The 24,549-nt window shown below is 59.2% G+C and carries 20 protein-coding genes and 2 pseudogenes; 9 read left to right on the top strand and 13 right to left on the bottom strand.

Going from position 1 to position 24,549, the window contains the following annotated elements; genetic code table 11:
* Positions 1 to 777 (top strand): IS3 family transposase (locus OKC28_RS21000; RefSeq protein WP_270691049.1); only part of this gene is annotated, 777 nt, incomplete at its 5' end.
* A gap of 126 nt (positions 778 to 903) precedes the next feature.
* On the opposite strand, the gene grcA is transcribed toward OKC28_RS21000, so the two are convergent.
* On the bottom strand, positions 904 to 1,284 hold the full coding sequence (gene grcA, locus OKC28_RS20995; protein WP_005316999.1) for an autonomous glycyl radical cofactor GrcA: 381 nt from the start codon (positions 1,282 to 1,284) through the stop codon (positions 904 to 906).
* Between the two features lie 632 nt (positions 1,285 to 1,916).
* Between grcA and ung the strand changes: the two genes are divergently transcribed.
* Positions 1,917 to 2,585, top strand: a complete 669-nt coding sequence (gene ung, locus OKC28_RS20990) for a uracil-DNA glycosylase (protein WP_005316980.1) — start codon at positions 1,917 to 1,919, stop codon at positions 2,583 to 2,585.
* A gap of 246 nt (positions 2,586 to 2,831) precedes the next feature.
* The gene (locus tag OKC28_RS20985) at positions 2,832 to 3,380 is read left to right on the top strand and encodes a hemerythrin domain-containing protein (RefSeq protein WP_021140060.1); all 549 of its coding nucleotides are present in this window, start codon (positions 2,832 to 2,834) and stop codon (positions 3,378 to 3,380) included.
* A 48-nt stretch (positions 3,381 to 3,428) separates the two neighbouring features.
* Here OKC28_RS20985 and OKC28_RS20980 read toward each other — a convergent pair whose 3' ends face one another.
* Both OKC28_RS20980 and tal read right to left on the bottom strand, forming a co-directional pair.
* Positions 3,429 to 3,611 carry a DUF3545 family protein gene (locus OKC28_RS20980; protein ID WP_005316976.1) on the bottom strand — a complete coding sequence of 61 codons (183 nt, stop codon included), beginning with the start codon at positions 3,609 to 3,611 and terminating at the stop codon, positions 3,429 to 3,431.
* A gap of 158 nt (positions 3,612 to 3,769) precedes the next feature.
* Positions 3,770 to 4,720, bottom strand: a complete 951-nt coding sequence (gene tal / locus OKC28_RS20975) for a transaldolase (RefSeq protein ID WP_021140061.1) — start codon at positions 4,718 to 4,720, stop codon at positions 3,770 to 3,772.
* A 742-nt stretch (positions 4,721 to 5,462) separates the two neighbouring features.
* Between tal and OKC28_RS20970 the strand changes: the two genes are divergently transcribed.
* On the top strand, positions 5,463 to 6,905 hold the full coding sequence (locus OKC28_RS20970) for an alanine/glycine:cation symporter family protein (RefSeq protein WP_021140062.1): 1,443 nt from the start codon (positions 5,463 to 5,465) through the stop codon (positions 6,903 to 6,905).
* Positions 6,906 to 7,002: 97 nt separating this feature from the next.
* Here OKC28_RS20970 and OKC28_RS20965 read toward each other — a convergent pair whose 3' ends face one another.
* From OKC28_RS20965 to OKC28_RS20955, 3 genes and pseudogenes are all read right to left on the bottom strand, one after another.
* Complete coding sequence (locus tag OKC28_RS20965; RefSeq protein WP_270691048.1) at positions 7,003 to 8,976, bottom strand: transglutaminase TgpA family protein; 1,974 nt, start codon at positions 8,974 to 8,976, stop codon at positions 7,003 to 7,005.
* Positions 8,963 to 9,854, bottom strand: a pseudogene (locus OKC28_RS20960) (DUF58 domain-containing protein). The gene OKC28_RS20965 and the pseudogene OKC28_RS20960 overlap by 14 nt, the downstream one beginning before the upstream one ends.
* On the bottom strand, positions 9,854 to 10,774 hold the full coding sequence (locus OKC28_RS20955; protein ID WP_270691046.1) for an AAA family ATPase: 921 nt from the start codon (positions 10,772 to 10,774) through the stop codon (positions 9,854 to 9,856). Before OKC28_RS20955 ends, OKC28_RS20960 begins: the two are co-directional and overlap by 1 nt.
* Before the next feature lie 226 nt (positions 10,775 to 11,000).
* Here OKC28_RS20955 and ampC point away from each other — a divergent pair, with 226 nt between their 5' ends.
* The 3 genes from ampC to yidZ all read left to right on the top strand — a co-directional run bounded on the left by ampC (position 11,001) and on the right by yidZ (position 14,612).
* Positions 11,001 to 12,149, top strand: coding sequence for an FOX/MOX family class C beta-lactamase (ampC, locus tag OKC28_RS20950; RefSeq protein ID WP_270691045.1), 1,149 nt, complete (start codon positions 11,001 to 11,003; stop codon positions 12,147 to 12,149).
* 313 nt (positions 12,150 to 12,462) lie between these two features.
* On the top strand, positions 12,463 to 13,641 hold the full coding sequence (locus OKC28_RS20945; protein ID WP_270691044.1) for an MFS transporter: 1,179 nt from the start codon (positions 12,463 to 12,465) through the stop codon (positions 13,639 to 13,641).
* An 8-nt stretch (positions 13,642 to 13,649) separates the two neighbouring features.
* Entirely contained in the window at positions 13,650 to 14,612 is a 963-nt protein-coding gene (yidZ, locus tag OKC28_RS20940) for an HTH-type transcriptional regulator YidZ (protein WP_270691043.1), read from the top strand.
* A gap of 144 nt (positions 14,613 to 14,756) precedes the next feature.
* Here yidZ and ruvX read toward each other — a convergent pair whose 3' ends face one another.
* Both ruvX and OKC28_RS20930 read right to left on the bottom strand, forming a co-directional pair.
* Positions 14,757 to 15,179, bottom strand: coding sequence for a Holliday junction resolvase RuvX (ruvX, locus tag OKC28_RS20935; protein ID WP_043556315.1), 423 nt, complete (start codon positions 15,177 to 15,179; stop codon positions 14,757 to 14,759).
* A gap of 46 nt (positions 15,180 to 15,225) precedes the next feature.
* A complete protein-coding gene (locus OKC28_RS20930; protein ID WP_265466834.1) occupies positions 15,226 to 15,780 on the bottom strand; it encodes a YqgE/AlgH family protein in 555 nt (184 codons plus the stop codon).
* A gap of 117 nt (positions 15,781 to 15,897) precedes the next feature.
* On the opposite strand from OKC28_RS20930, the pseudogene OKC28_RS22960 reads away from it, so the two are divergent.
* Positions 15,898 to 17,522, top strand: a pseudogene (locus tag OKC28_RS22960) (methyl-accepting chemotaxis protein).
* Between the two features lie 91 nt (positions 17,523 to 17,613).
* Here OKC28_RS22960 and gshB read toward each other — a convergent pair.
* The 5 genes from gshB to metK form a co-directional block, all read right to left on the bottom strand.
* Positions 17,614 to 18,567 carry a glutathione synthase gene (gene gshB / locus OKC28_RS20915; RefSeq protein ID WP_021140068.1) on the bottom strand — a complete coding sequence of 318 codons (954 nt, stop codon included), beginning with the start codon at positions 18,565 to 18,567 and terminating at the stop codon, positions 17,614 to 17,616.
* 51 nt (positions 18,568 to 18,618) lie between these two features.
* Entirely contained in the window at positions 18,619 to 19,350 is a 732-nt protein-coding gene (gene rsmE, locus OKC28_RS20910) for a 16S rRNA (uracil(1498)-N(3))-methyltransferase (protein ID WP_021140069.1), read from the bottom strand.
* Between the two features lie 130 nt (positions 19,351 to 19,480).
* Positions 19,481 to 20,170 carry an endonuclease gene (locus OKC28_RS20905; RefSeq protein WP_021140070.1) on the bottom strand — a complete coding sequence of 230 codons (690 nt, stop codon included), beginning with the start codon at positions 20,168 to 20,170 and terminating at the stop codon, positions 19,481 to 19,483.
* Between the two features lie 73 nt (positions 20,171 to 20,243).
* Positions 20,244 to 20,777: a SprT family zinc-dependent metalloprotease gene (locus tag OKC28_RS20900; protein ID WP_270691041.1), complete on the bottom strand. Its 534-nt coding sequence runs from the start codon at positions 20,775 to 20,777 to the stop codon at positions 20,244 to 20,246.
* Between the two features lie 68 nt (positions 20,778 to 20,845).
* Positions 20,846 to 21,997, bottom strand: coding sequence for a methionine adenosyltransferase (gene metK, locus OKC28_RS20895; RefSeq protein ID WP_021140072.1), 1,152 nt, complete (start codon positions 21,995 to 21,997; stop codon positions 20,846 to 20,848).
* Between the two features lie 342 nt (positions 21,998 to 22,339).
* Between metK and tkt the strand changes: the two genes are divergently transcribed.
* Positions 22,340 to 24,331, top strand: a complete 1,992-nt coding sequence (tkt, locus tag OKC28_RS20890; protein ID WP_212538990.1) for a transketolase — start codon at positions 22,340 to 22,342, stop codon at positions 24,329 to 24,331.
* The last annotated feature ends 218 nt before the right edge of the window (positions 24,332 to 24,549 follow it).

Genomic DNA, 24,549 nt, shown 5'->3' with positions numbered 1-24,549 from the left:
TACTACAAGCGCAATCGGGTTGCAGACGTGCGCCATGCACAGGGGCTGCAGGTGGTGCGCTTCGTGCGTCAGGTACGATTGCGACAACCGCGGGTCGGCACCCGCAAGCTGCATTATCTGCTTCAGGGTCAGGATGATGGCGGGCTCAAGGTCGGGCGGGACAGGCTGTTTCGGATATTGGCCGAGCACCGCCTGCTGGTGCCGCCCAGGCGGGCGTATCACAAGACTACCCACAGTTTTCACCGTTTCTACCGTCATCCCAACTTGCTCAAGGTGGGGCCTGAGCAGGTCACACCGGTAGCACCGGAGCAAGTCTGGGTCGCCGACATCACCTATCTGCCAGCCAGGAGTGGGCCACTGTACCTGAGCCTGGTGACGGATGCGTACTCACGCAAGATAGTGGGCCATCACGTGCACGAAGGGATGCACGCCGAGTCGGTGGCGATGGCGTTCAAGAAAGCACTGAAGCAACGGCGTGGCGGCGAGGGGCTTATCCATCACTCGGACCGCGGCGTGCAGTATTGCTCGGGCCTGTATCAGTCATTGCATGAACGGTACGGGGTGAGATGTTCGATGACCGATGGGTATGACTGCTACCAGAATGCGTTGGCGGAGCGGGTGAACGGGATTTTGAAAGGAGAGTTGTTGTTGCAAAGCCCACAGGACCTGGCGCAAGCGCGGGAGATGGTGCGTGAGGCGGTGGATATTTATAACGTGGAGCGACCGCATCATGCGTTGAAATACAGAACCCCCGATGCGGTGCATCGGGGGTTCTGAGTGGAGAAATGCTAGCCGAAAATGTGTAAACCTATTTCAGGACTAGACATGGCAACAGGTGATGGCGTACCAACAAAAACGGCCCGAGTGGGCCGTTTGTCAGTGTGCAGATTCACGCAGAGGGAATTACAGGCTCTGGGTAAAGGTGCGGGTCACAACGTCACGTTGCTGTTCCGGGGTCAGTGCATTGAAGCGCACGGCATAGCCGGAAACACGAATGGTCAGCTGCGGATATTTTTCCGGATTGGCGATGGCGTCTTCCAGGGTTTCACGGCGCAGTACGTTGACGTTCAGGTGCTGGCCACCTTCTACGGCAGGTTCAGCTTGAACCGGCAGTTCACGGTATTCGAACTGACCCAGATCAGAGAGTTTGACTTCCTGATCGGCGGCGAAGGTGTCGCCCTTGGCGCAGATGCAACGCGCTTGTTGCTTCTCTTCGTCCAGCAGCCAGAAAGAGTTCAGCAAAGCTGTGTTGGCGGACTGGGTGATTTGGATGCCCTTGATCATGGTATGACTCCTCATAGGAAAGCGGATTCAACTGTAAGGAAATTACCCTGATGTATTTAAACCACCGGGATGACTTAAAGGGCCCTTGCCTTACACCTTTACTTCGTTGGGTCATATATACCACGATGGTAATATTACGAAAATTGATCTAAATCAAGAAATATGCGTTTTGCGCAGGAGTGAAGGGATTAATTCATTGAGATTAATCAAAAATAGATCATTTTTCTGATTATGTAAGATATCCAAATTATGCATCTTTCATTAATTTAATCTAGTAATTTAACTACATCTTATTGGGTGTTCCTCCATGATTAAGGTGCTGGGCTCTCTCTTGAAGGGATAGATATTTTGGTTCATCGGCAGTATGGGTCAGGGAGCCATGACGCTGGCAAGGGGGCCTGTAGCCATTGATCTTCTCTTCTATATAGAAGGGCTGTACAGCCCGCAGGGAGGACGCGTGACCGAGTGTGGCCGCTGGCCTGCGATACCGGGGCCGGGAGATGCCCCCTGCTGCGTGTTATCACTCAAGGATGCGGCCTTGCTTGGTGGGCTCAGACGATGGCGCTACGGTTGCGTCTTGCTGTCTGGCCCCCTATCCTGAGCCCCTTGCCGTATTAATTGAGGATATTGGGGTGCGGACCTGGACAGATGTGATTGGATCAGAAAAAGAGCAGGACTATTTCAAGGCGACCCTGGCGACGGTCAGGAGCGAGCGGGAAGCGGGCAAGGTGATCTATCCTCCCGCGACCGAGGTGTTCAACGCCTTCAAGCTGACCGAGCTGGATCAGGTCAAGGTGGTGATCCTGGGTCAAGACCCGTATCACGGCCCAAATCAGGCCCATGGCCTCTGCTTCTCCGTGCTGCCCGGTGTGCGTACGCCTCCCTCTCTGGTCAATATCTACAAGGAGATGCAGCGGGATCTGCCGGACTTTGTCACACCCAACCACGGTTTTCTTGAATCCTGGGCCCAGCAAGGGGTCTTGCTGCTCAATACAGTGCTGACGGTACAGGCGGGGATGGCCCACTCCCACGCCCATCTGGGTTGGGAGACCTTCACAGACAGGGTTATCGAGCAGATCAATGCCAGCTGTCAGGGAGTGGTCTTTTTGCTGTGGGGGGCCCATGCCCAGAAGAAGGGACGCTTCATTGACCGGAGCCGACACCATGTGCTGAGTGCGCCTCACCCCAGCCCGCTCTCGGCTCATCGCGGTTTTATCGGTTGCGGCCACTTCTCCGAGACCAATCGTCTGCTGTCCCAACAGGGAATGAGCCCCATCAACTGGCATTCGGTCTGCGGGTAACGGCCATAAGTGTCGCGGGCAAGCCTGCTCTGGTCATGTCATGAACGGATATTGGTGAGGGCGGCTTGCTGTCTGCATATGGGCTGAGGAGCCGAATTGGCGGGTCTTGACGAGCGTAAATGGGAGGTCTGAGGCCTTGCTTGCTTGTCGTCTTCTCTGCTGTTGACTTGATTGAGTGCAAAGTTAGCGCGATAAATGACCGTATACTTCAATAAGTATCTTTCTATCTCAGCGCAAGGAGTGCTTATGTTATCCAGTCTGCACAAGGACCATCTCAATATCGCCAGGTTGCTGGAGCTGCTTAAACACAAGCTCGCCGCCATTCGCAATGAACAGCCAGTCAGCTACTTCCTGATCCGGGACGCGGTGGACTACTTGCGGGAGGTCTCTGACAAGTACCACCATCCGAAAGAGGACATGATCTACGACTACTACCTGAAATACCGGGTGGTGGAAGGGGAGGTGGCCAACAGGCTGCAGGAGGAGCACGCCAGATTGTTGGGTGCCGGTGCCGAGCTCAAGGAGATGGTGGAGATGATACTGATGGATTCGGTCATTCCGCTGGATCAGTTCACCGCCAGGCTGGAGCAGTTTGTGGCGCTGCAAGAGGCGCACATGAACTATGAAGAGGCGGTCATCTTCCCTCATCTGCGTGATTCACTGACCGAGGATGACTGGCGTCACCTGGAGCAGCTCTGGCAGAATCGCGCCATCGGGGATCCCCTGTTTGGCGCCGAGATCAGCCAGCATTTTCAGGAGTTGGCCCAACGGCTATCGTTGCCCCCCTCGTCCTGAGGGCAAGGTACTCAAAAGCAAGGCCCCGGTTCAACCGGGGCCTTGCTTTTACAGTTCGATCTCGTCTGAGAGACCTTCATAAGCGATGTCGATGGATTGCAGCTCCTTCTGCAGGCGATGTTTATCTTTCAACGCCTCAATCTCACGCCATTTACGTTTTTTTCCCGTTGTCCCGCGGCTACGCGAACCGAGCTCAACTACATCGTCATAATCGAAGTTGAACATTTCCATGGCTCCCTCCTTGGTTATTCTCGTTTTCATCACCCGTATAACATAACGCCATTGAAAATAAAACGTTTTCGTGACGAACTCATGACAAGGGATCAAGCGCTCATAAAAAAACCGGGCTCCCTCGCGGGCGCCCGGTTTTGTCTGGTCCTGACGCCTTATCAGAGGCGGCTGGCCAGCATGGTTTCCAGCTTGCCCTGATCGATGGCAAACATGCGGATGCCTTCACCCAGCTTCTCGTGAGCCATGGCGTCCTGGTTCAGTTCCCAGCGGAATTCGGCCTCGGACATCGGAGTCGGTTTTGCCTTGCGCTCGCCGGTGTAGTTCAGCTTGCGCACCACGGCGCCTTCGGTTTTGCTCAGCTCTTCCAGCAGGGCAGGGCCTATGGTCAGACGGTCACAACCGGCCAGTTCCAGGATTTCGCCGGTGTTGCGGAAGCTCGCGCCCATGACCACTGTCGGGTAATCGTGCTGCTTGTAGTAGTCGTAGATGGCGGTGACGGAGACAACGCCCGGATCTTCGCTCGGGGTATAGTCACGGTTGTGCTTGGCTTTGTACCAGTCGAGTATGCGGCCCACGAACGGGGAGATCAGGAAAGCACCGGCTTCGGCGCAGGCACGGGCCTGAGCGAAGGAGAACAGCAGGGTCAGGTTGCACTGGATCCCCTCTTTCTCCAGTACCTCGGCGGCACGAATGCCTTCCCAGGTGGAGGCCAGCTTGATCAGGATGCGATCGTTGGCGATGCCCGCTTCGTTATAGAGACGGATCAGTTTGCGGGCCTTGGCGATGCTGGCTTCGGTATCGAAGGAGAGACGGGCATCCACCTCGGTGGAGATGCGACCCGGAACGATTTTCAGCACTTCCAGACCTATGTTGACCGCCAGCTTGTCGCCCGCGTCGATGATTTGCTGTGCCTTGTCCTGGCTCTGGGATTTGGCCCAGCTGATGGCGTCTTCGATCAGCGCCGCATATTCGGGGATCTCGGATGCCTTCAACACCAGGGACGGGTTGGTGGTGGCATCGATGGGCTGGTAGCGCTTGATGGCTTCGATATCACCGGTATCGGCGACAACTGTGGTCAGGGCTTTCAGCTGGGTTAATTTATCGGCCATGGCAAATATCATCTCTTTATGAGGGCGCACTCTCTTGGTGAGGGCGCAGGCTCTGGGGTGGCGGGCGTGAGACGACCATTCTGAAATAAAATTACAAAATCACGGCGACTCAGGCTCAGAAAAGCACGATGGGGGAGGCCCATCGCCACTGCCTGCCTAATTAATACGGATGTGGCTCATCCTGCAATAGGGTGGCTTGTATGCTTATCATCCAATGGTCGCCGGCAGTGGGAAGTAGTGGGTGAAAGTAGTTGATTAAAAACGACTTTTATCCATTTTTCGTGAGCGGTTTTATCCCCTGATAAAAACAACTTTTTTGGTTGATTATCGGTTTTGTGTAGTCGATCACATAAATTGTGTGGTTAGCTACTTGAAATTTTATTACGTGTAAAACGTTTGGCGAAGCAGCCCCATTTTGAAAGCCATTTCAGGTAAACGCTTGCGCAATAGTTTGCCTCCTGGCGAGCACGCCTACCTCTATGTGGATAATTGCCAAAATATGCTCTTTTGGGTCTAATTTGTCGCCTGATAAATTTGACTCTCAGTTTTGTTGAAACTTTGCGTGTTAAATGAAGCTTTATTGCGTTGAAACGCTCGTTTTTTGTTTCTGTAGTGATCGGGATCACTATTCTGAACTCCCTCGCTATGCTAGATTCCGCCCCTTTAGTGAAACGCTAATTCAGAAATAGACAGAAAGGGGTCAGCGCAGACTGGCCATGGATGTGATAACAACGAGAGAAATATGGACACCTTGATCGCAATGCTAAACGACCTTATGTGGGGAGCTGTGCTTATCTACCTGCTGATAGGGGTCGGCATCTTCTTTACCTTCCGCCTGGGTTTTATTCAGGTTCGCCACTTCGGCCACATGTTCTCCGTCTTGCGCAATAGCCGCAAATCAGACAAGGCCGGCATCTCCTCCTTCCAGGCACTCTGTACCAGCCTTGCCGCCCGTGTGGGCACCGGCAACCTGGCCGGTGTAGCCGTTGCCATCTATCTGGGTGGCCCGGGCGCCATTTTCTGGATGTGGCTGATCGCCTTCATTGGCATGGCGACGGCGTTCGTAGAGAGCACCCTGGCCCAGCTGTACAAGGTGAAGGATGAAGATGGCAACTATCGTGGTGGCCCTGCTTACTACATGGAGCGCGGTCTCGGCATGCGCTGGATGGGGGTGCTGTTCTCACTCTGTCTGATCCTGGCGTTCGGTCTGGTGTTCAATGCGGTGCAGGCCAACTCCATCAGTCTGGCGATGAAGGTAGCGTTCGGCATTCCTGACTGGGTCAGCGGTTTGACGCTGGTGGTGCTCTCCGGCCTCATCATTTTTGGCGGCATTCGAGGCATAGCCCGCTTCGCCGAACTGGTGGTCCCCTTCATGGCACTGGCCTACATACTGCTGGCATTGTTCATAGTGGCGATGAATATCAGCGAATTGCCCGGTGTGTTCTCCCTGATCATCAAGTCTGCTCTGGGTATCGAGCAGGTGGGTTCCGGTGCCATGGGTTATGCCATCTCCCAGGCGATGATCAACGGCATCAAGCGAGGTCTCTTCTCCAACGAAGCCGGTATGGGCTCAGCCCCGAACGCCGCCGCGACAGCGACGCCCTATCCGCCGCACCCGGCCTCGCAAGGGTATGTACAGATGCTGGGGGTCTTCATGGACACCATCGTCATCTGTACCTGTACTGCCGCCATCATACTGATGTCAGGTCAGTTCGAACCCGGCTCGGGTATAACCGGTGTCGAGCTGACCCAGCGTGCGCTCTCCTCCCAGATTGGCAGTAGCGGCAACATCTTTATCGCGGCAGCCATCTTCTTCTTCGCCTTCACCTCCATAGTGGCGAACTACTCCTACGCCGAGACCAATCTGGTGTTCCTGGAGCACAACCACAAGGGCGGCCTGATGCTGTTCCGGATGTTCGTGCTGGGCATGGTGATGTTCGGTTCAGTGGGTGAACTGCCGACCGTATGGGCCATGGCGGATGTTTCCATGGGATTGATGGCCATCGTCAACCTGGTGGCTATCCTGCTGCTCTCCGGCGTGGCCATCAAGCTGGCCAAGGATTACAACGATCAGCTCAAGCTGGGCAAACTGCCCACCTTTGATGCCAACAAGTACCCCGAGATCCGCAGCCAGCTGGAAGAAGGGATCTGGGACAACCCGGCCCAGCACGGCAAGCAGCTTTAAACCCTGCGTTGGTCAACATGGGATGATAAAGAAGGGGAGCCATTGGCTCCCCTTCTGTTTTGGTGGATCCTTGTCTGCATATCATGCTGGCTTGTCACTACCGGCGCTTGTCCCATAGCTGGCAGGTTTGGCGCAGCCGTCGTTGCAGTTGTCGCAGGGTTTGTTGCTGCCGTTGTTCGGAGAGGGGGGCATAGCGCCAGCGCCGATAGAGCCAGGCGCAGCGTTGCAGTGGCCGCGCCAGCTCGGGGTCAAGGGTGATGAGCCGCTCGCACCAGCTGGCCAGACTCTCCCCTGCGTGGGGTTGCCGCCCCTGGCGGGCAGCCCGTCGGAGCAGGGGTTGCCATACCTTCAGGTGTGGCAGAGCCCGTCCCGGCCACAGCAGCAGGGTGCCGATCAGGGTGGCGACTCCCAGCAAGCAGGTCAGGATCAACCAGGGGGTATGACTGGCAAGGGCCGGCCAGCGCAACCCCACCTGTTGCCACAGCCGGGCCGCATCGTAGTTGAGCACCCGCCGCGTCCATTGATAGTCGAGGTTGGCTCCCCACCAGCGCAGCTGGTTGAGCAGGGCCCACTGGCGATAGCGCTGCAGGGAGAGGGGATCGGCGGCGGTGAACTCTTCGCTCAAGGCTGCCGTCATGCCACCCTCGACCCGCTGCGGTGCCACCGCCGCCGTGGGGTCCAGTCGCTGCCAGTTGCCACTGTCATCCAGGTACTCCACCCAGGCATGGGCATCGAACTGATGCACCTCCAGATACTGGCCCTGGGGATTCCATTCCCCGCCGAGATAACCGGTCACCAGCCGCGCCGGGATCCCGGCTGCCCGCAGCACGAAGGCAGTTGCCATGGCGTAGTGACCACAAAAACCACGCCGGCTGTTGAACAGGAAGTCATCCACCCCGTCAGGCCCCAGCAGGGGGGGCTGCAGTGTGTAGTAAAAGGGCTCGCGCCGAAAGCCGTCGAGCAGGGCAGCGACGAGCTCTGCTCGCACGGGATGGCGGGCATTCAGTACCTGGGCATGGGCGCGGGCCCTGGGGTTGCCGGCGGCGGGCAGTTGCAGGTTGCGCCGCAGGGTGGCGGTGTCGGCGGGCAGCGCCGTCGGCGCTGTGGTGACCCGGTAGCTGATCCTTTGATCCCCCCGATCGCGGCGATACAGGGTAGCCAGCGGGCTGACCAGCACAGGGCCGAGCAAGACGTTGGGCTGGGAGAGCGCCAGCGTCCAGCGGTGGCGCTGGGGTTCGGCGATCACCTCGTAACTGGCGGGGGGCAGGGGACCAGCGCCGGTTTGTAGCTGTATGCTCTGCATGGGTTGGGATTGCTGCCACTGCCGGGTCTCGGCACTGAGCAGCCAGTGGCGGCCATCGAACTGTTCCTGGCGCATCACCGGAAAATAGCGCTCGCTGGCGGGGGGCGGGCCATCGGCAAAGGTGACGCGAAAGGCCAGCTCGGAGGAGTTGACCAGCTCGCTGATGTCGCCGGGGGCCACCTCTTCCGAGAGCCCCGACAGGGCGCGGCTGGTGGTTGGCATTTGCCAGAGCGGGGGCAGTCTTGGCAGCACCAGAAACAGGGTCAGCAGCAGGGGAAGGGCCAGCAGCAGTGAGGTGCCAGCGCTGCGCCACGGCTGTCTCTGCTCCGGTGCCACGGCCGTCACCAGTGTGCTCACCGTCAGCCAGAGTGTGGCCGCCATGGTCAGTGCCCAGCCCATGCTCTGACGTTGTACCAGCGCCAGCGCGATGAGAAAGAAGGCGAGCAGCAGCACCTGTTCTACATCCCGCTCCCGCCGCACCTCTATCATCTTCAGGCTGTAGCCGAGCCAGAGCAGGTTGATGAGGGCTGGCAGCGTGCCCAGCGCCCGCCATTGCCAGGCCAACAGCAGAATCCCTGTGATGGCCAGTAGCGCCAGTGCGCGAGCGGGGGGCGAACGCCACTCCTGCCACAGCATCATGGCCCGCACGCCCATGGTGATGGCGCCGACTGCGACGACCCAGAGCTGCAGCTGGGGCCAGAGTGCCAGCACCAGCACGCCTTGTTGCAAGGCGATGAGGGGCAGCAGACGGCGATTATCGAGCAGCATCGGGAGAGCTCTCGTTTACAGATCCGGCTCTGTCATCGAAGCGGGCCAATGCCAGCTGACAGTGCCGAAGAAAGGCGGGGCCGCTCTCCGGGCCCTGGGTCTGGCCTGTCAGGGTCAGGGTGAAAGGGATGCCCCGCTTGCCATAATCGGCGCACCACCAGGCCAGGGCTGACAGTCGCTGCTCAAGATCCGTGCCTGTGACGCCTTGCAGGCTGAGGTGAGTGTCATCTTGTGCGGGTTCCTGGAACTGCTTGACCCTGGGTTCCTTTCTGCCCTGATGGCGAACCGCCCCGCAGTGGCCCATAGAGAGGCCTGGGCGAGAGCCAGGCTTCCAGTTGCAGATCCAGCAGCGACCAGCAGCGAAACAGACCGAGTGGATAGCGGCTCTCTACCCGAAGGCGGCCCAGTGGCAAGCGACCGCGTTGCATTCCCCGCACCGGCAGGGTCAGGCTCCGGGGTGTCGAGTTTGCCTGCACCAGCCAGAGGGAACCTTCATTGAGGGCAAAGTACAGCGCCTGACACGGGCGCACGCTTCGTACCGTCACCTGGATGGGGACCTGGCTGCCCGCCTCCCCCAGCACGGTCGAACCTCCCAGCAGTTCCAGCCCCAGCAAGTTGCGATGGGTAAGCCACATGGCGGCCATGAAGAGGCTGCCGAGGCAATAAGAGACCAGCAGCACCAGGTTGTTCTGGTAGTTGGTTCCGAGCAGGTAGATGGCGATCATTACCAGCAGATAGAGCAGCCCCATGCGGGTGGGCAGGATAAACAGGCTGCGCGGTCCCAGTGTCATCTGGCGGGCGGGGGGGATACGGCGGGTCAGCCAGCGTTGCTGCCACTGCTCCCTGAACCGGCGCCAGCCCGGTAGGGGGCGTTTCATCAAGGATTGTCCGGACTGACGCTGGCCAGCAGGCGCTGGCTCAGGGGGCTGGCCTCGCCGCGCTGTACCCCGAAGCTGCCTCTGAGCCTGTGCTCGGCAACGTAGGGGAAGACGGCCTGCACATCCTCCACAGTGACGAAACGGCGCCCCGCCACCAATGACCAGGCCCGGCTCACCGCCAGCAGGGTCTGGGCCGCTCTGGGGGAGAGGGGTTGGGGCAGTTCTGCATCGAAACGGCTCTGGTGTACCAGCGCCAGCAGGTAGTCGAGGGTGGCATCGGAGACATGAATGGCATCCACCTCGGCCTGCAGGGTGGCCAGCCCGGCAGCATCCAGTTGCCGGGTCAGAGGATTGGTCTGGTTACCGCTTCGCAGCAGCTGGCGTTCGGCCTCCCGTGGTGGAAAGCCGAGCGACAGGCGCACGGCGAAGCGATCGAGCTGGGACTCGGGCAAGGGATAGGTGCCCGCCTGATCCGCCGGATTCTGGGTAGCGATGACGAAGAAGGGCGCGGGGAGCGGGTGAGTGTGGCCTTCGATGCTGACTCGCCCCTCGGCCATGGCCTCCAGCAGGGCACTCTGCACCTTGGGGCTGGCACGGTTGATCTCGTCTGCCAGCAGCACCTGGGTAAAGACGGGGCCGGGGTGAAAACGAAACTGCTGCTGGTGGGTGTCAAAGATCTGCAGCCCCAGCAGGTCGGCGGGCAGCAGATCGGCGGTGAACTGTACCCGTCGGCAGTCGAGCCCCAGCACCTGTGCCAGCCCGTGGGCCAGGGTGGTTTTGCCCATGCCGGGCAGATCCTCGATCAGCAGGTGGCCACGGGCCAGCAGGGTGACCAGGGCTATCTTGAGTTGCAAGGGCTTACCCAAAATCACCTGCTCCAGTGCCGCCAGCAGCCCTGCTATCTGTTCTTGTGCTTTCACTCGTGTTTCCCCCCTGTGTCTCATTGCCCCTACAGCTTATACGTCAGCGATGTAGGAGGGGGGCAACGAAAGGGCAAGCCATTGAGCCGGGTCATTTTTGGGGCGACTTCACACAGACTTCACTCTGGTTCACAGTAGGCACATGGATCTCATCTATGCTTGCGCACGGATTGACTGTGCCAGCCATGGGGTTGGCGTTACCTACATTCATCATGAGACTCATCAAATGGAAAAAGCTACAACCCGGTCGCTGCTGGTACTGAGTACCCTGCTGCTCTCCCCCTTATCCCATGCAAAAGAAGCCGAGCCCCTGACGGCCGTGGTGGATGGCGCCATCCAGCCTTTGCTCAAGGAGCACAGGGTTCCGGGCATGGCGGTCGCCGTGCTCAAAGAAGGCAAGGCGCACTACTTCAACTACGGGGTGGCGGATCGGGAGAGCGGAGCTCGCGTCAGCGAGCAGACCCTGTTCGAAATTGGTTCAGTCAGCAAGACACTGACCGCGACTCTTGGCGCCTATGCCGCGGTCAAGGGTGGTTTTCAGCTGGAGGACAAGGCGAGCCAGCATGCGCCCTGGTTGAAAGGCTCTGCCTTCGACGGCATCACCATGGCCGAGCTTGCCACCTACAGTGCGGGCGGTCTGCCGTTGCAATTCCCCGACGAGGTGGATTCCACCGACAAGATGCATGCCTACTATCGCCAGTGGACGCCAGCCTACCCGGCGGGTACCCATCGCCAGTACTCCAACCCCAGCATAGGCCTGTTTGGTCACCTGGCCGCGAATAGCCTGGGCCAGCCATTTGAGCAACTGATGAGCCAGACTCTGCTGCCCAAGCTGGGCTTGCATCACACTTATATCCAGGTGCCGGAGTCGGCCATGGCGAATTATGCCTACGGTTACTCGAAGGAAGACAAGCCCGTCAGGGTCAGCCCGGGCGTGCTGGCGGCCGAGGCTTATGGGATCAAGACCGGCTCTGCGGATCTGCTGAAGTTTGTCGAGGCGAACATGGGGTATCAGGGAGATGCCGCGGTAACAAGTGCGATTGCGCTGACCCACACCGGCTTCCATTCGGTGGGGGGCATGACCCAGGGGCTGGGCTGGGAGAGTTACGCCTATCCCGTCACCGAGCAGGTGCTGCTGGCGGGCAACTCACCGGCGGTGAGCTTCCAGGCCAATCCGGTCACGCGCCTTGCGGTGCCCAAAGCGATGGGCGAGCAGCGGCTCTATAACAAGACGGGCTCGACCGGCGGCTTTGGGGCCTATGTGGCGTTCGTGCCCGCCAAGGGGATAGGCATCGTCATGCTGGCCAACCGCAACTATCCCAACGAGGCCAGGGTCAAGGCGGCTCACGCCATCCTGAGCCAGCTGGCCGAGTGACAGTGCGGTTGTTCTGATTGAGATGAGTACGCCGGGATTGCCCGGCGTACTTTTTGGTGCTGCCTGGCACGGCCATCGTTCACGTTAATGCCCAAATAGCTCGGCACTTAAAATAAAATGTCCAAATTGGAATGTACCGATCGCCATCTCTTCACTAGGTGCAGGAGGGGGTCGCCCATATAGTTCTCCCATTGCGACCCTGTTCGTTGTCATGTTCGTTACTACGTTCGTTACCACCTTGGCCCCGCCCACTCTGGCCACCTGTTTCAGCCGTCAGGCGGGTGCTTGTGGGCCACTCTGTTATGGAGCATCCATGGGTATTTTCCTGTTGTGCAGTTTTCTGATGATCATCCTCTATCCGGTCGGGATCGATCTCTATCTGGTGGCGGTGCCCCAGATTGCCGACACCCTGCAGGCGAGCGAGGCGCAGATCCACACCGCCTTCTCCATCTATCTGTTCGGTATGGCGGCCACCGTGCTGCTGGGGGGAATGATTGCGGATCGCTACGGACGGCGCTGGGTGGTGATCGGGGGCGCCCTCATCTTTGTCAGCGCCTCGCTGGTGGCGGGTAATGCAGCGGGGATCAGCCAGTTTTATCTCGGCCGTTTCTGGCAGGGCGTCGGGGCGGGGGCGCTCTATATCATGACCTTTACCGTGCTGCGGGATGTATTGAGCCAGGAGCGGCTGGCGATGGCGCTCTCGATGATCAATGGCGTCATCTGCGTTATTCCTGTGCTGGCGCCGGTGCTCGGTTATCTCATCCTGTCCCACTTTGACTGGCGCGGGATCTTCGTGGCGATGGCGCTGGTGGCGGCCATTAGCGGTCTGGTGAACTTGCTGCTGCTCAAGGAGACCCGTCCTGCCCGGCAACCGGGGAGTGACACGGCGTTGCCCTTCGCCCTGCTGCGCTCCGCGCGCTTTATGCTGCTCTCCCTGCTGACCAGTGCCAGCGTGACGTCCATTCTGGTCTATGTCAGCGTCTCGCCACTGATCCTGATGAAGGAATTTGGTTTTACCACCGAGCAGTACTCCATCGTGATGATGGTGATGGCCGGGGTGAGCATGTCCACCTCCTTCCTGACGCCATTGTTGTTGCGCCGTTTGGGCAAACAGAAGGTGCTGGCGGTGTCTCATCTCTCCTATCTGCTGGCGGCGTGCTCACTGCTCGGCAGCTGGCAGGCGGGAGGGGATATCCACTTGCTGCTGCCGGGGTTTGCTCTGGTCTGTGTCGGCTTCTCCTGTGGCTTCGGGGTGGCGATGGGGGAGGCGCTCGATGGTTGCCAGCATAACGTGGCCTTTGCCAGCGCCGTGCTCTGCATCATGCAGATCAGCCTCTCCGGCCTCTATATCTGGTTGCTTGGCCGGCTAGGCTTTACTCCGTCCGAGATGCTGATCTATGCCCTGCTGCTGGCACTGCTCAGTTACCTGGCCGTCAAAGGGCTGGTACCATGGCTCGCGGTGCGTGAAGCTCGCGCAGACAATGAGATATGAGAGGGGATATGCGCAATCTGGGTGAGCTCGATCTGAACCTGCTGGTGGTCTTCAAGTATCTGATACAGGAGCGCAGTGTGGCAGGCGCAGCCAAAAAACTCTGTGTTACCCCGTCTGCGGTGAGCAAATCCCTCGCCAAACTGCGGGACTGGTTTGATGATCCCCTGTTTGTACGGGTGCGGCAGGGGTTGCAGCCCACCAACCTATCCCTGACCTTGGAGGAGGAGCTGAAGGTCTGGTTCCAGCTCACTGACACCATCACTTCGCTCAATAGCGATGCGATACCGGATGGTGCCCGCTTTAGTCTGGTGATGGAGTCGCCTTTCTACATCAGCTTCCTGAGCGATTTGCCCATGACCATCTACCAGAAGTACCCCAACTCTGTGGTCAGGATGCTGGGGTGGGATCACCATTCCCTCAATGACATTGTCAACGGCGATGCGGATCTGGGATTTTGTGCCAGGGAAACCTATGCCCGCTCCCGGGCCAAGGTCAACCGGTTGCCCTACTACATCGACCATGAGGTGCTGTTCACCGATCGCCCCGTGGTCTTTCTACGCAAGGATCACCCCCTGCTCGAGCAGAAGTGGTCGCTGGAGAACTTTCTGGCGTCTCCTCAGGTCAGCATGGTGTGGGAGGCGAATGACAGCTGGGCTCTCGACAGTCTGCTGGAGGAAGAAGGGCTGAAACGAAATGTGCCCATCATGGTCTCCAGCTTCGAGCAGGCGTTGCATATTGCCGCCCAGTCCAGCCACGAGCTGATTGCCATCGCCCCTTCCTACTGCGGCGGTTATGCGGCCAAGCATCACGATAACCTGATTGCCATGCCGCTACCGCTGTCCGAGAAGCTCTATGCCCAGTTGGAGATTGCCTTCATTCTGCTCTGGCACAAACGCCACAATCAGGATGCCAAGGTGATGTGGCTGCGCAACGAAATCCGGCGACTCTACAACGACGCATCGCCACGCTAATGTTGCAGTCACGGTTCCCATGGGGCAGTCGGAACATCTGAGCCTGACAAAGGGCGAGGCGCTGGCGCCTGATCAGTCACAGGCATGATTGGGGGGAGTATGTGGCAAGGCAAGGGCTGCGGTCCTTGCCTTGTTGTTTCTGGATTAGCCGTACTGCTCTTCCATCCAGGCCTCAACGATAAGCTGGGCGGAGACGCCATCCACACTCCCTTTGTCCAGGGCCTTGTAGCCACCCCGTTCAAACAGGCGGGCGCGGGCATCCGTGGTGGTGAGCCGTTCGTCCTTGAACTCTACCTGCTTGCCGAAGCGGCCGTGCAGACGGTTGCCGAACTTGCGGGCCCGTACCGTGATCTCCTGCTCTGTGCCATCCATGTTGAGCGGCAGGCCGACCACCAGAAGGTCTGGCTGCCACTCCTTGAGCAGTTTTTCGATGTCGTCCCAGTTGGGCACACCGTCGTTGGCCTTGATGGCGCGCAGGGGCTGGGCCGTGCCGGTGAGCTCCTGTCCGATGGCGACCCCTATGCTCTTGGTGCCGTAGTCGAAGCCCATGATACTGCGTGATGACATTGAATGTTTTCCTCAAAACGCATCGCAAAATGCGTGGCAAACGGCATCAGCTATGGCCGATGTCGCTGGATAGATGAATGGGATTGACCCCTATGCTGGCGGCCGCTTGCTGCCAGCGTTGATGAATGGGGGTCTTGAAGACCAGATCCGGGTTGGGCGGTATCACCAGCCAGGCGCCGTCCACCAGCTCCTGTTCCAGTTGACCCGCACTCCAGCCGGCGTAACCGAGCGCCACCAACCAGTGATCCGGTGCCTGTTCGGTGCCCAGGGTTTCCAGTATGTCCTTGGAGGTGGTGACCATGAGTTCGTCCCCCACCTGCAGGGTGGAGTTGAACCCGGGACGGAAGCTGTGCAGCACGAAGCCGCGATCGGCATGCACAGGGCCCCCTTGCAGCACCGGCTGTTTGAGTTCCGGGCTGGACGGTGGTGCGAGTTTGAGCTGGGTCAGCATGGCATCCAGTGACATGTCCACCGGGATATTGACCACCAACCCCATGGCACCCTCTTCATTGTGCTCGCACAGATAGACCAGCGAACGTTCGAAATAGGGATCAGAGAGGCTCGGCATGGCGAGCAGAAAATGATTTTGCAGTGTTTGCATATGGGCCAAATATTGCAAAGGTATTTGAAGCAATTATGGCAGCTCGCCTCGTTGGGCAAAACCGCTTTTTACCAGCAGGGTCTAGGCTATCAGTATATTTCGAGTGGAGAGAAAGCCATGGAAGGTATTTCGATCAGACAGAAGTTGATCCTGGGTTGCGTTGTGCCCCTGTTGGCACTGTTGGCCTTGCTGGTCGGTGCAACCCAGGCGATGTCCCAGTTGATGGCGGGAATGAACGCCATGTATCAGGGAGAGGTGGTACAGCTCAAGGAGCTCAAGCAGATTGCCGATCTCTACGCGGTCAAGGTGATCGATGCGGCCAACAAGGCCAATGTGGGGGGCATAGCACCGTCCAACGCCAAGGCTGACATGCAGCAGGCGCAGCGGGAGATAGCGCAGATCTGGCAGCAATACCGGAGTCGGGAGATGAGCGCGGCCGAACAGCAGGAGGCCGCCAGTGTGCAGGCCTTGTTTGGTGCCGCCGACCAGCAGATTGCTGCCGTGGTGGCTGTGCTGGATCAGATGCAGGGGGAGGCGCGGGATTTGCTGGCTGCCCGCATCATGCCCCTCTACGGGGTGATAGACCCGGTGAGCGACGGTGTGAGCGCGCTGGTGGAGTTCCAGCTCAAGGAGGCGGAGCAAAATATCGGCGAGCTCAATGACCTCAGGCAGCAACTATTCCAGCTCTTTATCCTGATGTTTGTGGTGGGGGGGCCTGCATTCTGTTCTTCGGTGTGTGGGCCGGACGTAGCGTCAGTCAACCTTTGGTCGCCATGGGCGGGATCTTGCGCGGCATGCAGACCGATCTCGACCTGAGCAAGCTGGTACCCGTGCTGCGCAAAGATGAGATGGGCGGGCTGGCTCATTCACTCAACGAGGTGATCTGCCATTTTCGTGAGCTCATCACCCAGATCAACGGCATGGCGGAGCAGCTTGCCACAGCGTCGGCCCATCTGGCCCACATCGGCATGCAAAGCCGGGGGCGCTTCGCAGAGCAACAGGCAGAAACGGATCAGACCGCGACCGCCATGAACCAGATGAGTGCAACTGTGGCCGAAGTGGCGAACAGTTCCAACAGCGCTGCCGATGCGGCGCACCATGCCCACGAGAGTGCCCGTCACGGCCACCATATCGTCGAAGATGCCATCTTGCGCATGTCCGGCCTCTCCGCCCAGATCCAGAACACGGCCGCCATGATCACCCAGCTGGCGGATGACAGCCGCAATATCAGCAGCGTGATGGATGCCATTCGTGGCATTGCCGAGCAAACCAACCTGCTGGCGCTCAATGCGGCCATCGAAGCGGCGCGGGCAGGGGATCAGGGGCGCGGCTTTGCCGTGGTGGCCGATGAGGTGCGCACCCTGGCCCAGCGCACGCAGCGCTCTACTGAAGAGATCGGCAAGACCATCGTCAAGTTGCAGCAAGGCGCCAGCGAGGCGGCCTCCAGCATGGAACTGGGGCTGAGTCAGGTTGAGGAGTCCAATCGCACCGTGCTGGCCTGTGGTCAGGCCCTCGGTGAGATAGTGAGTTCGGTCAATGTGATCAACGAGATGAACACCCATATCGCCACGGCGGCTGAGGAGCAGAGCAAGGTAGCCGAGGAGATCACCCGCAACGTGGTCAACATAGCCCACATAGCGACAGAGTCGACCAAGGCCGCGTCCGAGTTGAACCAGAGTTGTCATGAGCTGGAGCAGCTGTCGAGCGATCTCAAGGTGAAGGTAGGGCAGTTCCGCTGTTAAAAGGTGCCGGGATAAATGAGGTAACAGGATGAAAAAGAAGAGGCGGCCCAGGGGCCGCCTCTTCTTTTATTGCCGTTTAGTGGTGAGCCACTCAGGCTTTCGCCAGCCGACGCTCGATGGCATCCATCAGCATGCCGGTGATGGAGACGTCAAAGGCGGCCTCGATCTCGCGGATGCAGGTCGGGCTGGTGACGTTAATCTCGGTCAGCCTATCGCCTATGATGTCGAGGCCGACGAAGATGAGGCCCTTCTCTTTGAGGGTCGGGCCGACGGCGCGGGCGATGGCCCAGTCCGCTTCGCTCAAGGGGCGCGCCTCGCCACGGCCACCGGCCGCCAGGTTGCCACGGGTCTCCCCCTGCGCCGGAATGCGGGCCAGGCAGTAGGGTACGGGTTCACCGTCCACCACCAGCACCCGCTTGTCGCCATCCTTGATGGCGGGCAGATAGGTCTGCGCCATGCAGTATTGGCTGCCATGTTCAGTCAGGGTTTCGATGATGACACCGACGTTGGCGTCATCTTCTTTCATACGGAAGATGGAGGCGCCGCCCATGCCGTCCAGCGGTTTGAGGATCACGTCTTTGTGTTTGGCATGGAAGGCCCGCAGTTTGTCTGCTCTGCGAGTGACGAGGGTGGTCGGGGTGTGTTCGGCAAACCAGGCGGTGTAGAGTTTCTCGTTGGCGTCGCGCAGGCTCTGGGGCTTGTTGACGATGAGGCAGCCCTCATCCTCGGCCCGTTCCAGCATGTAGGTGGCGTAGATGAACTCTGTGTCGAAGGGGGGATCCTTGCGCATCAGGATCACATCCAGGGTGGAGAGGGGCTGATCGATCACCTCGCCCAGGTTGAACCAGTCGGCATAGTCATATTTGACGGTCAGCGGGCGCATGGTGCCAAAGGCGCGGCCGGCTTCCATATAGAGATCCGACATCTCCAGATAGAAGAGCTCATAGCCGCGCTTTTGCGCCTCTTCGAGCATGGCAAAGCTGGAATCTTTCTTGATATTGATGGCCGAAATCGGGTCCATCACTATGCCGAGTTTAATGGTCATCCGAGTTTCCTTCTTGTGGCTCGATTGCGAGTGAGATTCTTAAAACCTGTTTCAGGCCAGATCGCCAAAGCGGCACTGCAGCGCGGTAATGGCGGTCAGGGCGGCGGTTTCGGTGCGCAGCACCCGCGGCCCCAGCAGCATCTCTTTGAAATCTTCCTGCACGGTACGGGCGATCTCGCCGCTCGACAAGCCCCCTTCCGGGCCGATCAGCAGGCGCACCCCGTGTTCCGGCACCGGCAGTGTGTTGATGCTGTAGGGGGCGCGGGGGTGCAGGTTGAGCTTGAGTTCTTGGGTCTCTTCGGCCAGCCAGGCATCGAGCTCCATCGGCATCCGAACTTCGGGCACCACATTGCGGCCGCACTGCTCGCAGGCACTGATCACCACCTTCTGCCACTGCTCGCGTTTCTTCTCCAGCCTGTCGGCAGGCAGCTTGACGCCACAGCGCTCGGAGAAGAGCGGCGTGATGCAGGTGACACCCAGTTCGACGGATTTCTGGATGGTGAAGTCCATCTTGTCGCCACGGCTGATCACCTGGCCCAGATGGATGGCGAAGGGGGATTCCACCGAGCGCTGCTCGCAGCTGTCGATGGTCACTTCAACCGATTTCTTGCCGACCAGGGTGATGGTGGCGGCATATTGATTGCCGTCGCCATTGAACAGCTCGAGCTGCTGGCCCGGCTGCATGCGCAGTACCCGGCCGATGTGGTTGGCGCCGTCTTCCGACAGGGCGAGGGTCTGGCCAACTTGCAGGGTGGCCGCTTCATAGATACGTGGAATGCGCATGGCTGATTATCAGTCTCTTGCTTGGAAACCCTTCAATATCCTACTGCGAGGCGCTGAGCAAGGCTCACGCGACAGAGGTTGAAGGGGTTCATGATGAGAGGGGGCGCTCCCCCTTCTTAGTCAAATGGGGTTATCGGCACTGCTTTTCAATGAAGGGATTGGTATTGCCCTGCAGCTTGCCGATGCGGCGGTTGCGCTCGCACTCCCAGCTATCTGCCGGGTACTGCCTGTCCCAGGCTTCGAACAGTTTACGTTGTTGCGCGGCGAGGCGCAGCCCGTGTTGCTGGCTCATATAGAGGTAGGCGCGGGCGATCTGGCCTCGTACCAGCCCTTTGGGTGGTTGCACCCGGCGCTCCTTGAAATCCACCAGCATCTGGCACTGGCCGTACTGATCCGGGGTGCCATTCCAGTCGGAGAAGCGGTAGTTGGCCCGATCGCCATTCACCTCGCCGATGGCGGGGAAGAGGTTGTGCATGTCCCCCTCCATCTTGTTGAACTCATCGCTCTTGCTGCAGTTTTTGCGTCCACCCTGCTGCCAGCACTGCAGTTGATGGCCAAATTCCCAGGCGGGTACCACGTGTTCCCACTCGATACGGGCGGCGCGCTTGGGCTGCTTGCGCGGTTCATAACCGCAACTGGCCAGATCCGGGCTCATTTTTTTGCCCTGATAGCGAATGTCGCAGCCGCAGTAGAAGGTGGTGACTGTGGGCTGGGTTTGATAGAGCTTGACCAGATCCTGCTTGGCGGTGCGAAAAGTCTGGGCATGAAGGGGCAGGCTGACCAACAGAGTCAGGGCGACAGAGAGCAGGGGACGAAACATGAAGATCCTTGGCAATAAAACGGTTGGACGAAAAGAGAAGGCACCCTAACACAGGGTTGCGACACGGGCTGGCTTACTGTGCAGGCACTGGCACCTGCTGTTCCCGCTCCAGGGGCTGCTTGCAGCGGCGGCAGTGGTAGCGGGCGTCACCGCGCACCACCTTGTTGTGGCGGCGAACCGACAGCTGATGCTGCTGGCAGTGACAGCGATAAGGCACTGTGCGCTGGGCCAGCACCGTCAGATCGAAGCTGTGGGTGGTTCTGGGCTCAAGGCCGAACAGCTCCCGCATCAGCGACTGCCACTGCTTGCCGTGGGGCAATACCCTATGCTTGCCTCGACCCTCACCCCAGAGGGCATAGACCAGCAGATGGGCCACTTCATGGGGCACCACCTCGTCCAGAAACGCCTGCTGGTTGGCCTGATAGAGGGCAGGGTTGAAGCGCAGCTCCCAGGTTTGCAGCCGCGCCGAACCCGCCGCCCTGCCCCGCATATTGCAGTGGATGCGCGGTCGGGCAAAGGTGCGACCGAGGCGCGCCTCGGCCTGCACGAAACAGGCGTCGACCCGCTTATGCAGCAGTTGTTCGAGATGAGCAGGGGTAGCAGACATGGGATTTCCGTCGGTCAGCAGACAAGCAAAAGGGGAGCCAGGCTCCCCTTTTATCACAACTGAGTGCCTTAGAGGCCAGCAGCGGAGCGCAGCAGCTCGGCCTTGTCGGTCTGCTCCCACGGGAACTCTTCGCGACCGAAGTGACCGTAGGCAGCGGTAGCCTGGTAGATGGGGCGCTTCAGATCCAGCATCTCGATCAGGCCATACGGGCGCAGTTCGAAATGCTCGCGTACCAGCTTGACCAGCAGATCCTCGGCCACCTTGGCGGTACCGAAGGTTTCGACGCTGATGGAGGTCGGCTCGGCCACGCCGATGGCGTAGGAGATCTGGATCTCGCAGCGATCCGCCAGACCGGCGGCGACAATGTTCTTGGCCACATAGCGGGCAGCGTAGGCGGCGGAGCGGTCAACCTTGGACGGATCCTTGCCTGAGAAAGCGCCACCACCGTGACGGGCCATGCCGCCGTAGGTGTCGACGATGATCTTGCGACCGGTCAGACCGCAGTCACCCATGGGGCCGCCGATAACGAAACGGCCGGTCGGGTTGATGAAGTATTTGGTGTCCTTGGTGATCCACTCGGCCGGCAGCACAGGCTTGATGATCTCTTCGCGCACCGCTTCCACCAGATCCTTGTGGCTGATGGATTCACTGTGCTGGGTAGAAAGCACAACGGCATCCACACCCAGGATCTTGCCTGCGTCGTCGTAGGCGAAGGTGAGCTGGCTCTTGGCATCCGGACGCAGCCACGGCAGGGTACCGTTCTTGCGTACTTCGGCCTGACGCTTCACCAGCAGGTGAGAGTAGGTGATGGGGGCGGGCATCAGCACGTCGGTTTCGTTGGTGGCGTAGCCAAACATCAGGCCCTGGTCACCAGCGCCCTGCTCCAGCGGATCGCTGCGGTCAACGCCTTGGTTGATGTCAGGGGACTGCTTGCCGATGGCGTTCAGCACGGCGCAAGAGTCAGCGTCGAAGCCCATGTCGGAGTGGGTGTAGCCGATGTCACGCACTGTATCGCGCACTATCTCTTCGATATCAACCCAGGCAGAGGTGGTTACTTCACCGGCTACCATGACCATACCGGTCTTGACCAGGGTCTCACAGGCGACACGGGCCTTGGTATCTTGCTTGAGGATGGCGTCCAGTACCGCATCGGAGATCTGGTCCGCAATCTTGTCGGGATGGCCTTCGGAGACCGACTCGGAAGTAAACAGCTTTGCCATGATGGGATTCTCAGCTTGTCTGGGGTTATCGCCACAGCAATAACCGGGTGATGATAGGATGATTGTAGAGGTATCTACATCTGGACGTCCATTTTAGTTAGCGCCCTTCTCGATTGCCAGCACTATTTTGGTTTTGCCCCGTGCTGGCCGAACAAGATACGTGCATTACCCCATTTGGGGTGCAAGCCGATGACAACTCAATCGTTTGCCCTGGCAAGAAAAGCGATTGAGCTCCCAAAGCCACTTTATTCGCCCAGATAATATTTGCACCGCACGCCCCCTGCTGGGACAATAACGCGCCTTAATCTTGGCCATCAAATGAAGCAATCGCAGGAGATACAGATGCCTTCTCGTAAAGAGCTTGCCAATGCCATTCGCGCATTGAGTATGGATGCCGTTCAAAAAGCCAACTCCGGTCACCCGGGCGCCCCCATGGGAATGGCGGATATCGCCGAAGTGTTGTGGCGCAGCCACCTCAAGCATAACCCGAACAACCCCAAGTGGGCCGACCGCGACCGTTTCATTCTGTCTAACGGCCACGGCTCCATGCTGCTGTACTCTCTGCTGCATCTCTCCGGTTATGACCTCTCCATCGACGATCTGAAAAACTTCCGCCAACTGCACTCTCGCACCCCCGGCCACCCCGAGTACGGTTATGCGCCAGGCATCGAAACCACCACTGGCCCGCTGGGTCAGGGCATCACCAATGCCGTGGGCATGGCGATCGCCGAAAAAGCCATGGCCGAGCAGTTCAACCAGCCGGGTCACGACATCGTTGACCACTACACCTACGCCTTCATGGGCGACGGCTGCCTGATGGAAGGCATCTCCCACGAGGCTTGCTCCCTGGCAGGTACCCTGCAACTGGGCAAACTGATCGCATTCTGGGATGACAACGGTATCTCCATCGACGGTCACGTTGAAGGTTGGTTCACCGACGACACTCCCAAGCGTTTCGAAGCCTACGGCTGGCACGTCATCCCGGCTGTTGATGGTCACAGCCCGGAAGCCATCAATGCCGCCATTGAAGCCGCCAAGGCCGAGACCGGCAAGCCGACCCTGATCTGCTGCCGCACCATCATCGGCTACGGTTCACCGAACAAGTCTGGTTCTCACGATTGCCACGGCTCACCGCTGGGCAACGACGAGATCGCCGCCGCTCGTGCCTTCCTGAAGTGGGACCACGCGCCGTTCGTCATTCCGTCCGACATCGCCGCCGAGTGGAACGGTCAGGAGAAGGGCACCAAGCTGGAAGCCGACTGGGCTGCCAAGTTTGCCGCCTATGAAGCCGCTCACCCGGTGCTGGCTGCCGAATTCAAGCGTCGCACCGTCGGCGAGCTGCCGGCCAACTGGGCCGCTGAATCTGCCAAGATCATCGAAACCCTGCAAGCCAACCCGGCCAAGATTGCGACCCGTAAAGCGTCCCAGAACTCTCTGGAAGCCTTCGGCAAGTTGCTGCCGGAGTTCATGGGTGGTTCCGCTGACCTGGCTCCGTCCAACCTGACCATGTGGTCCGGTTCCAAGTCGCTCACCCCAGAGAGCGCGGCAGGCAACTACATCCACTACGGTGTGCGCGAGTTCGCCATGTCCGCCATCATGAACGGTATCGCCTTGCACGGTGGTTTCATCCCCTACGGCGCCACCTTCCTGATGTTCATGGAGTACGCCCGCAACGCCCTGCGCATGGCCGCCCTGATGAAGCAGCGCGCCATCTTCGTTTACACTCACGACTCCATAGGTCTGGGTGAAGATGGCCCGACTCACCAGCCGGTCGAGCAGATCGCCTCCCTGCGTCTGACCCCGAACATGAGCACCTGGCGCCCATGTGACCAGGTTGAATCCGCCATCGCCTGGAAGCACGCCATCGAGCGTATGGACGGCCCGACTGCGCTGATCTTCTCCCGCCAGAACCTGCCCCAGATGGACCGTACCGCCCAGCAATTGGCCGATACCGCCAAGGGTGGTTATGTGCTGAAAGACTGCGCCGGCACCCCGGAGCTGATCCTGATCGCCACCGGTTCCGAAGTGGAGCTGGCCGTGGCCGCCTATGAGCAGCTGACTGCCAAGGGCCGCGCCGTGCGCGTGGTTTCCCTGCCGGCCACCGACGTATTCGACGCCCAGTCTGCCGAGTACAAGGAGTCCGTCCTGCCGTCTTCCGTCACCAAGCGCGTGGCCATCGAAGCGGGCATCGCCGACTACTGGTACAAGTACGTGGGCTTTGGCGGCAAGATCATCGGCATGACCACCTTCGGTGAGTCTGCACCGGCAGAGCTGCTGTTCAAGGAATTTGGCTTTACCGTGGAAAACGTGGTTGCTACCGCAGAGTCCCTGTAATAGCTAAATATTGGGCTGGTTTGGCCCAATAGCTGGAATAACAAAGCGCCCTCCATCGAAAGATGGGGGGCGTTTTTTATAAGAAAATTTTATTCTATGGGAGACATGGTCAACCCTGAGTGAATAATTCAGTTTTACAACTTAGGGAAGGTGCGAATAAGCGGGGAAATTCTTCTCGGCTGACTCAGTCATTTCATTTCTTCATGTTTGAGCCGATT

Source organism: Aeromonas sp. D3 (assembly GCF_027705025.1).
Taxonomy (GTDB): domain Bacteria; phylum Pseudomonadota; class Gammaproteobacteria; order Enterobacterales; family Aeromonadaceae; genus Aeromonas; species Aeromonas salmonicida.
Note: the sequence above shows the minus strand (reverse complement) of the source record. Positions and strands in the feature narration are given on the sequence as shown.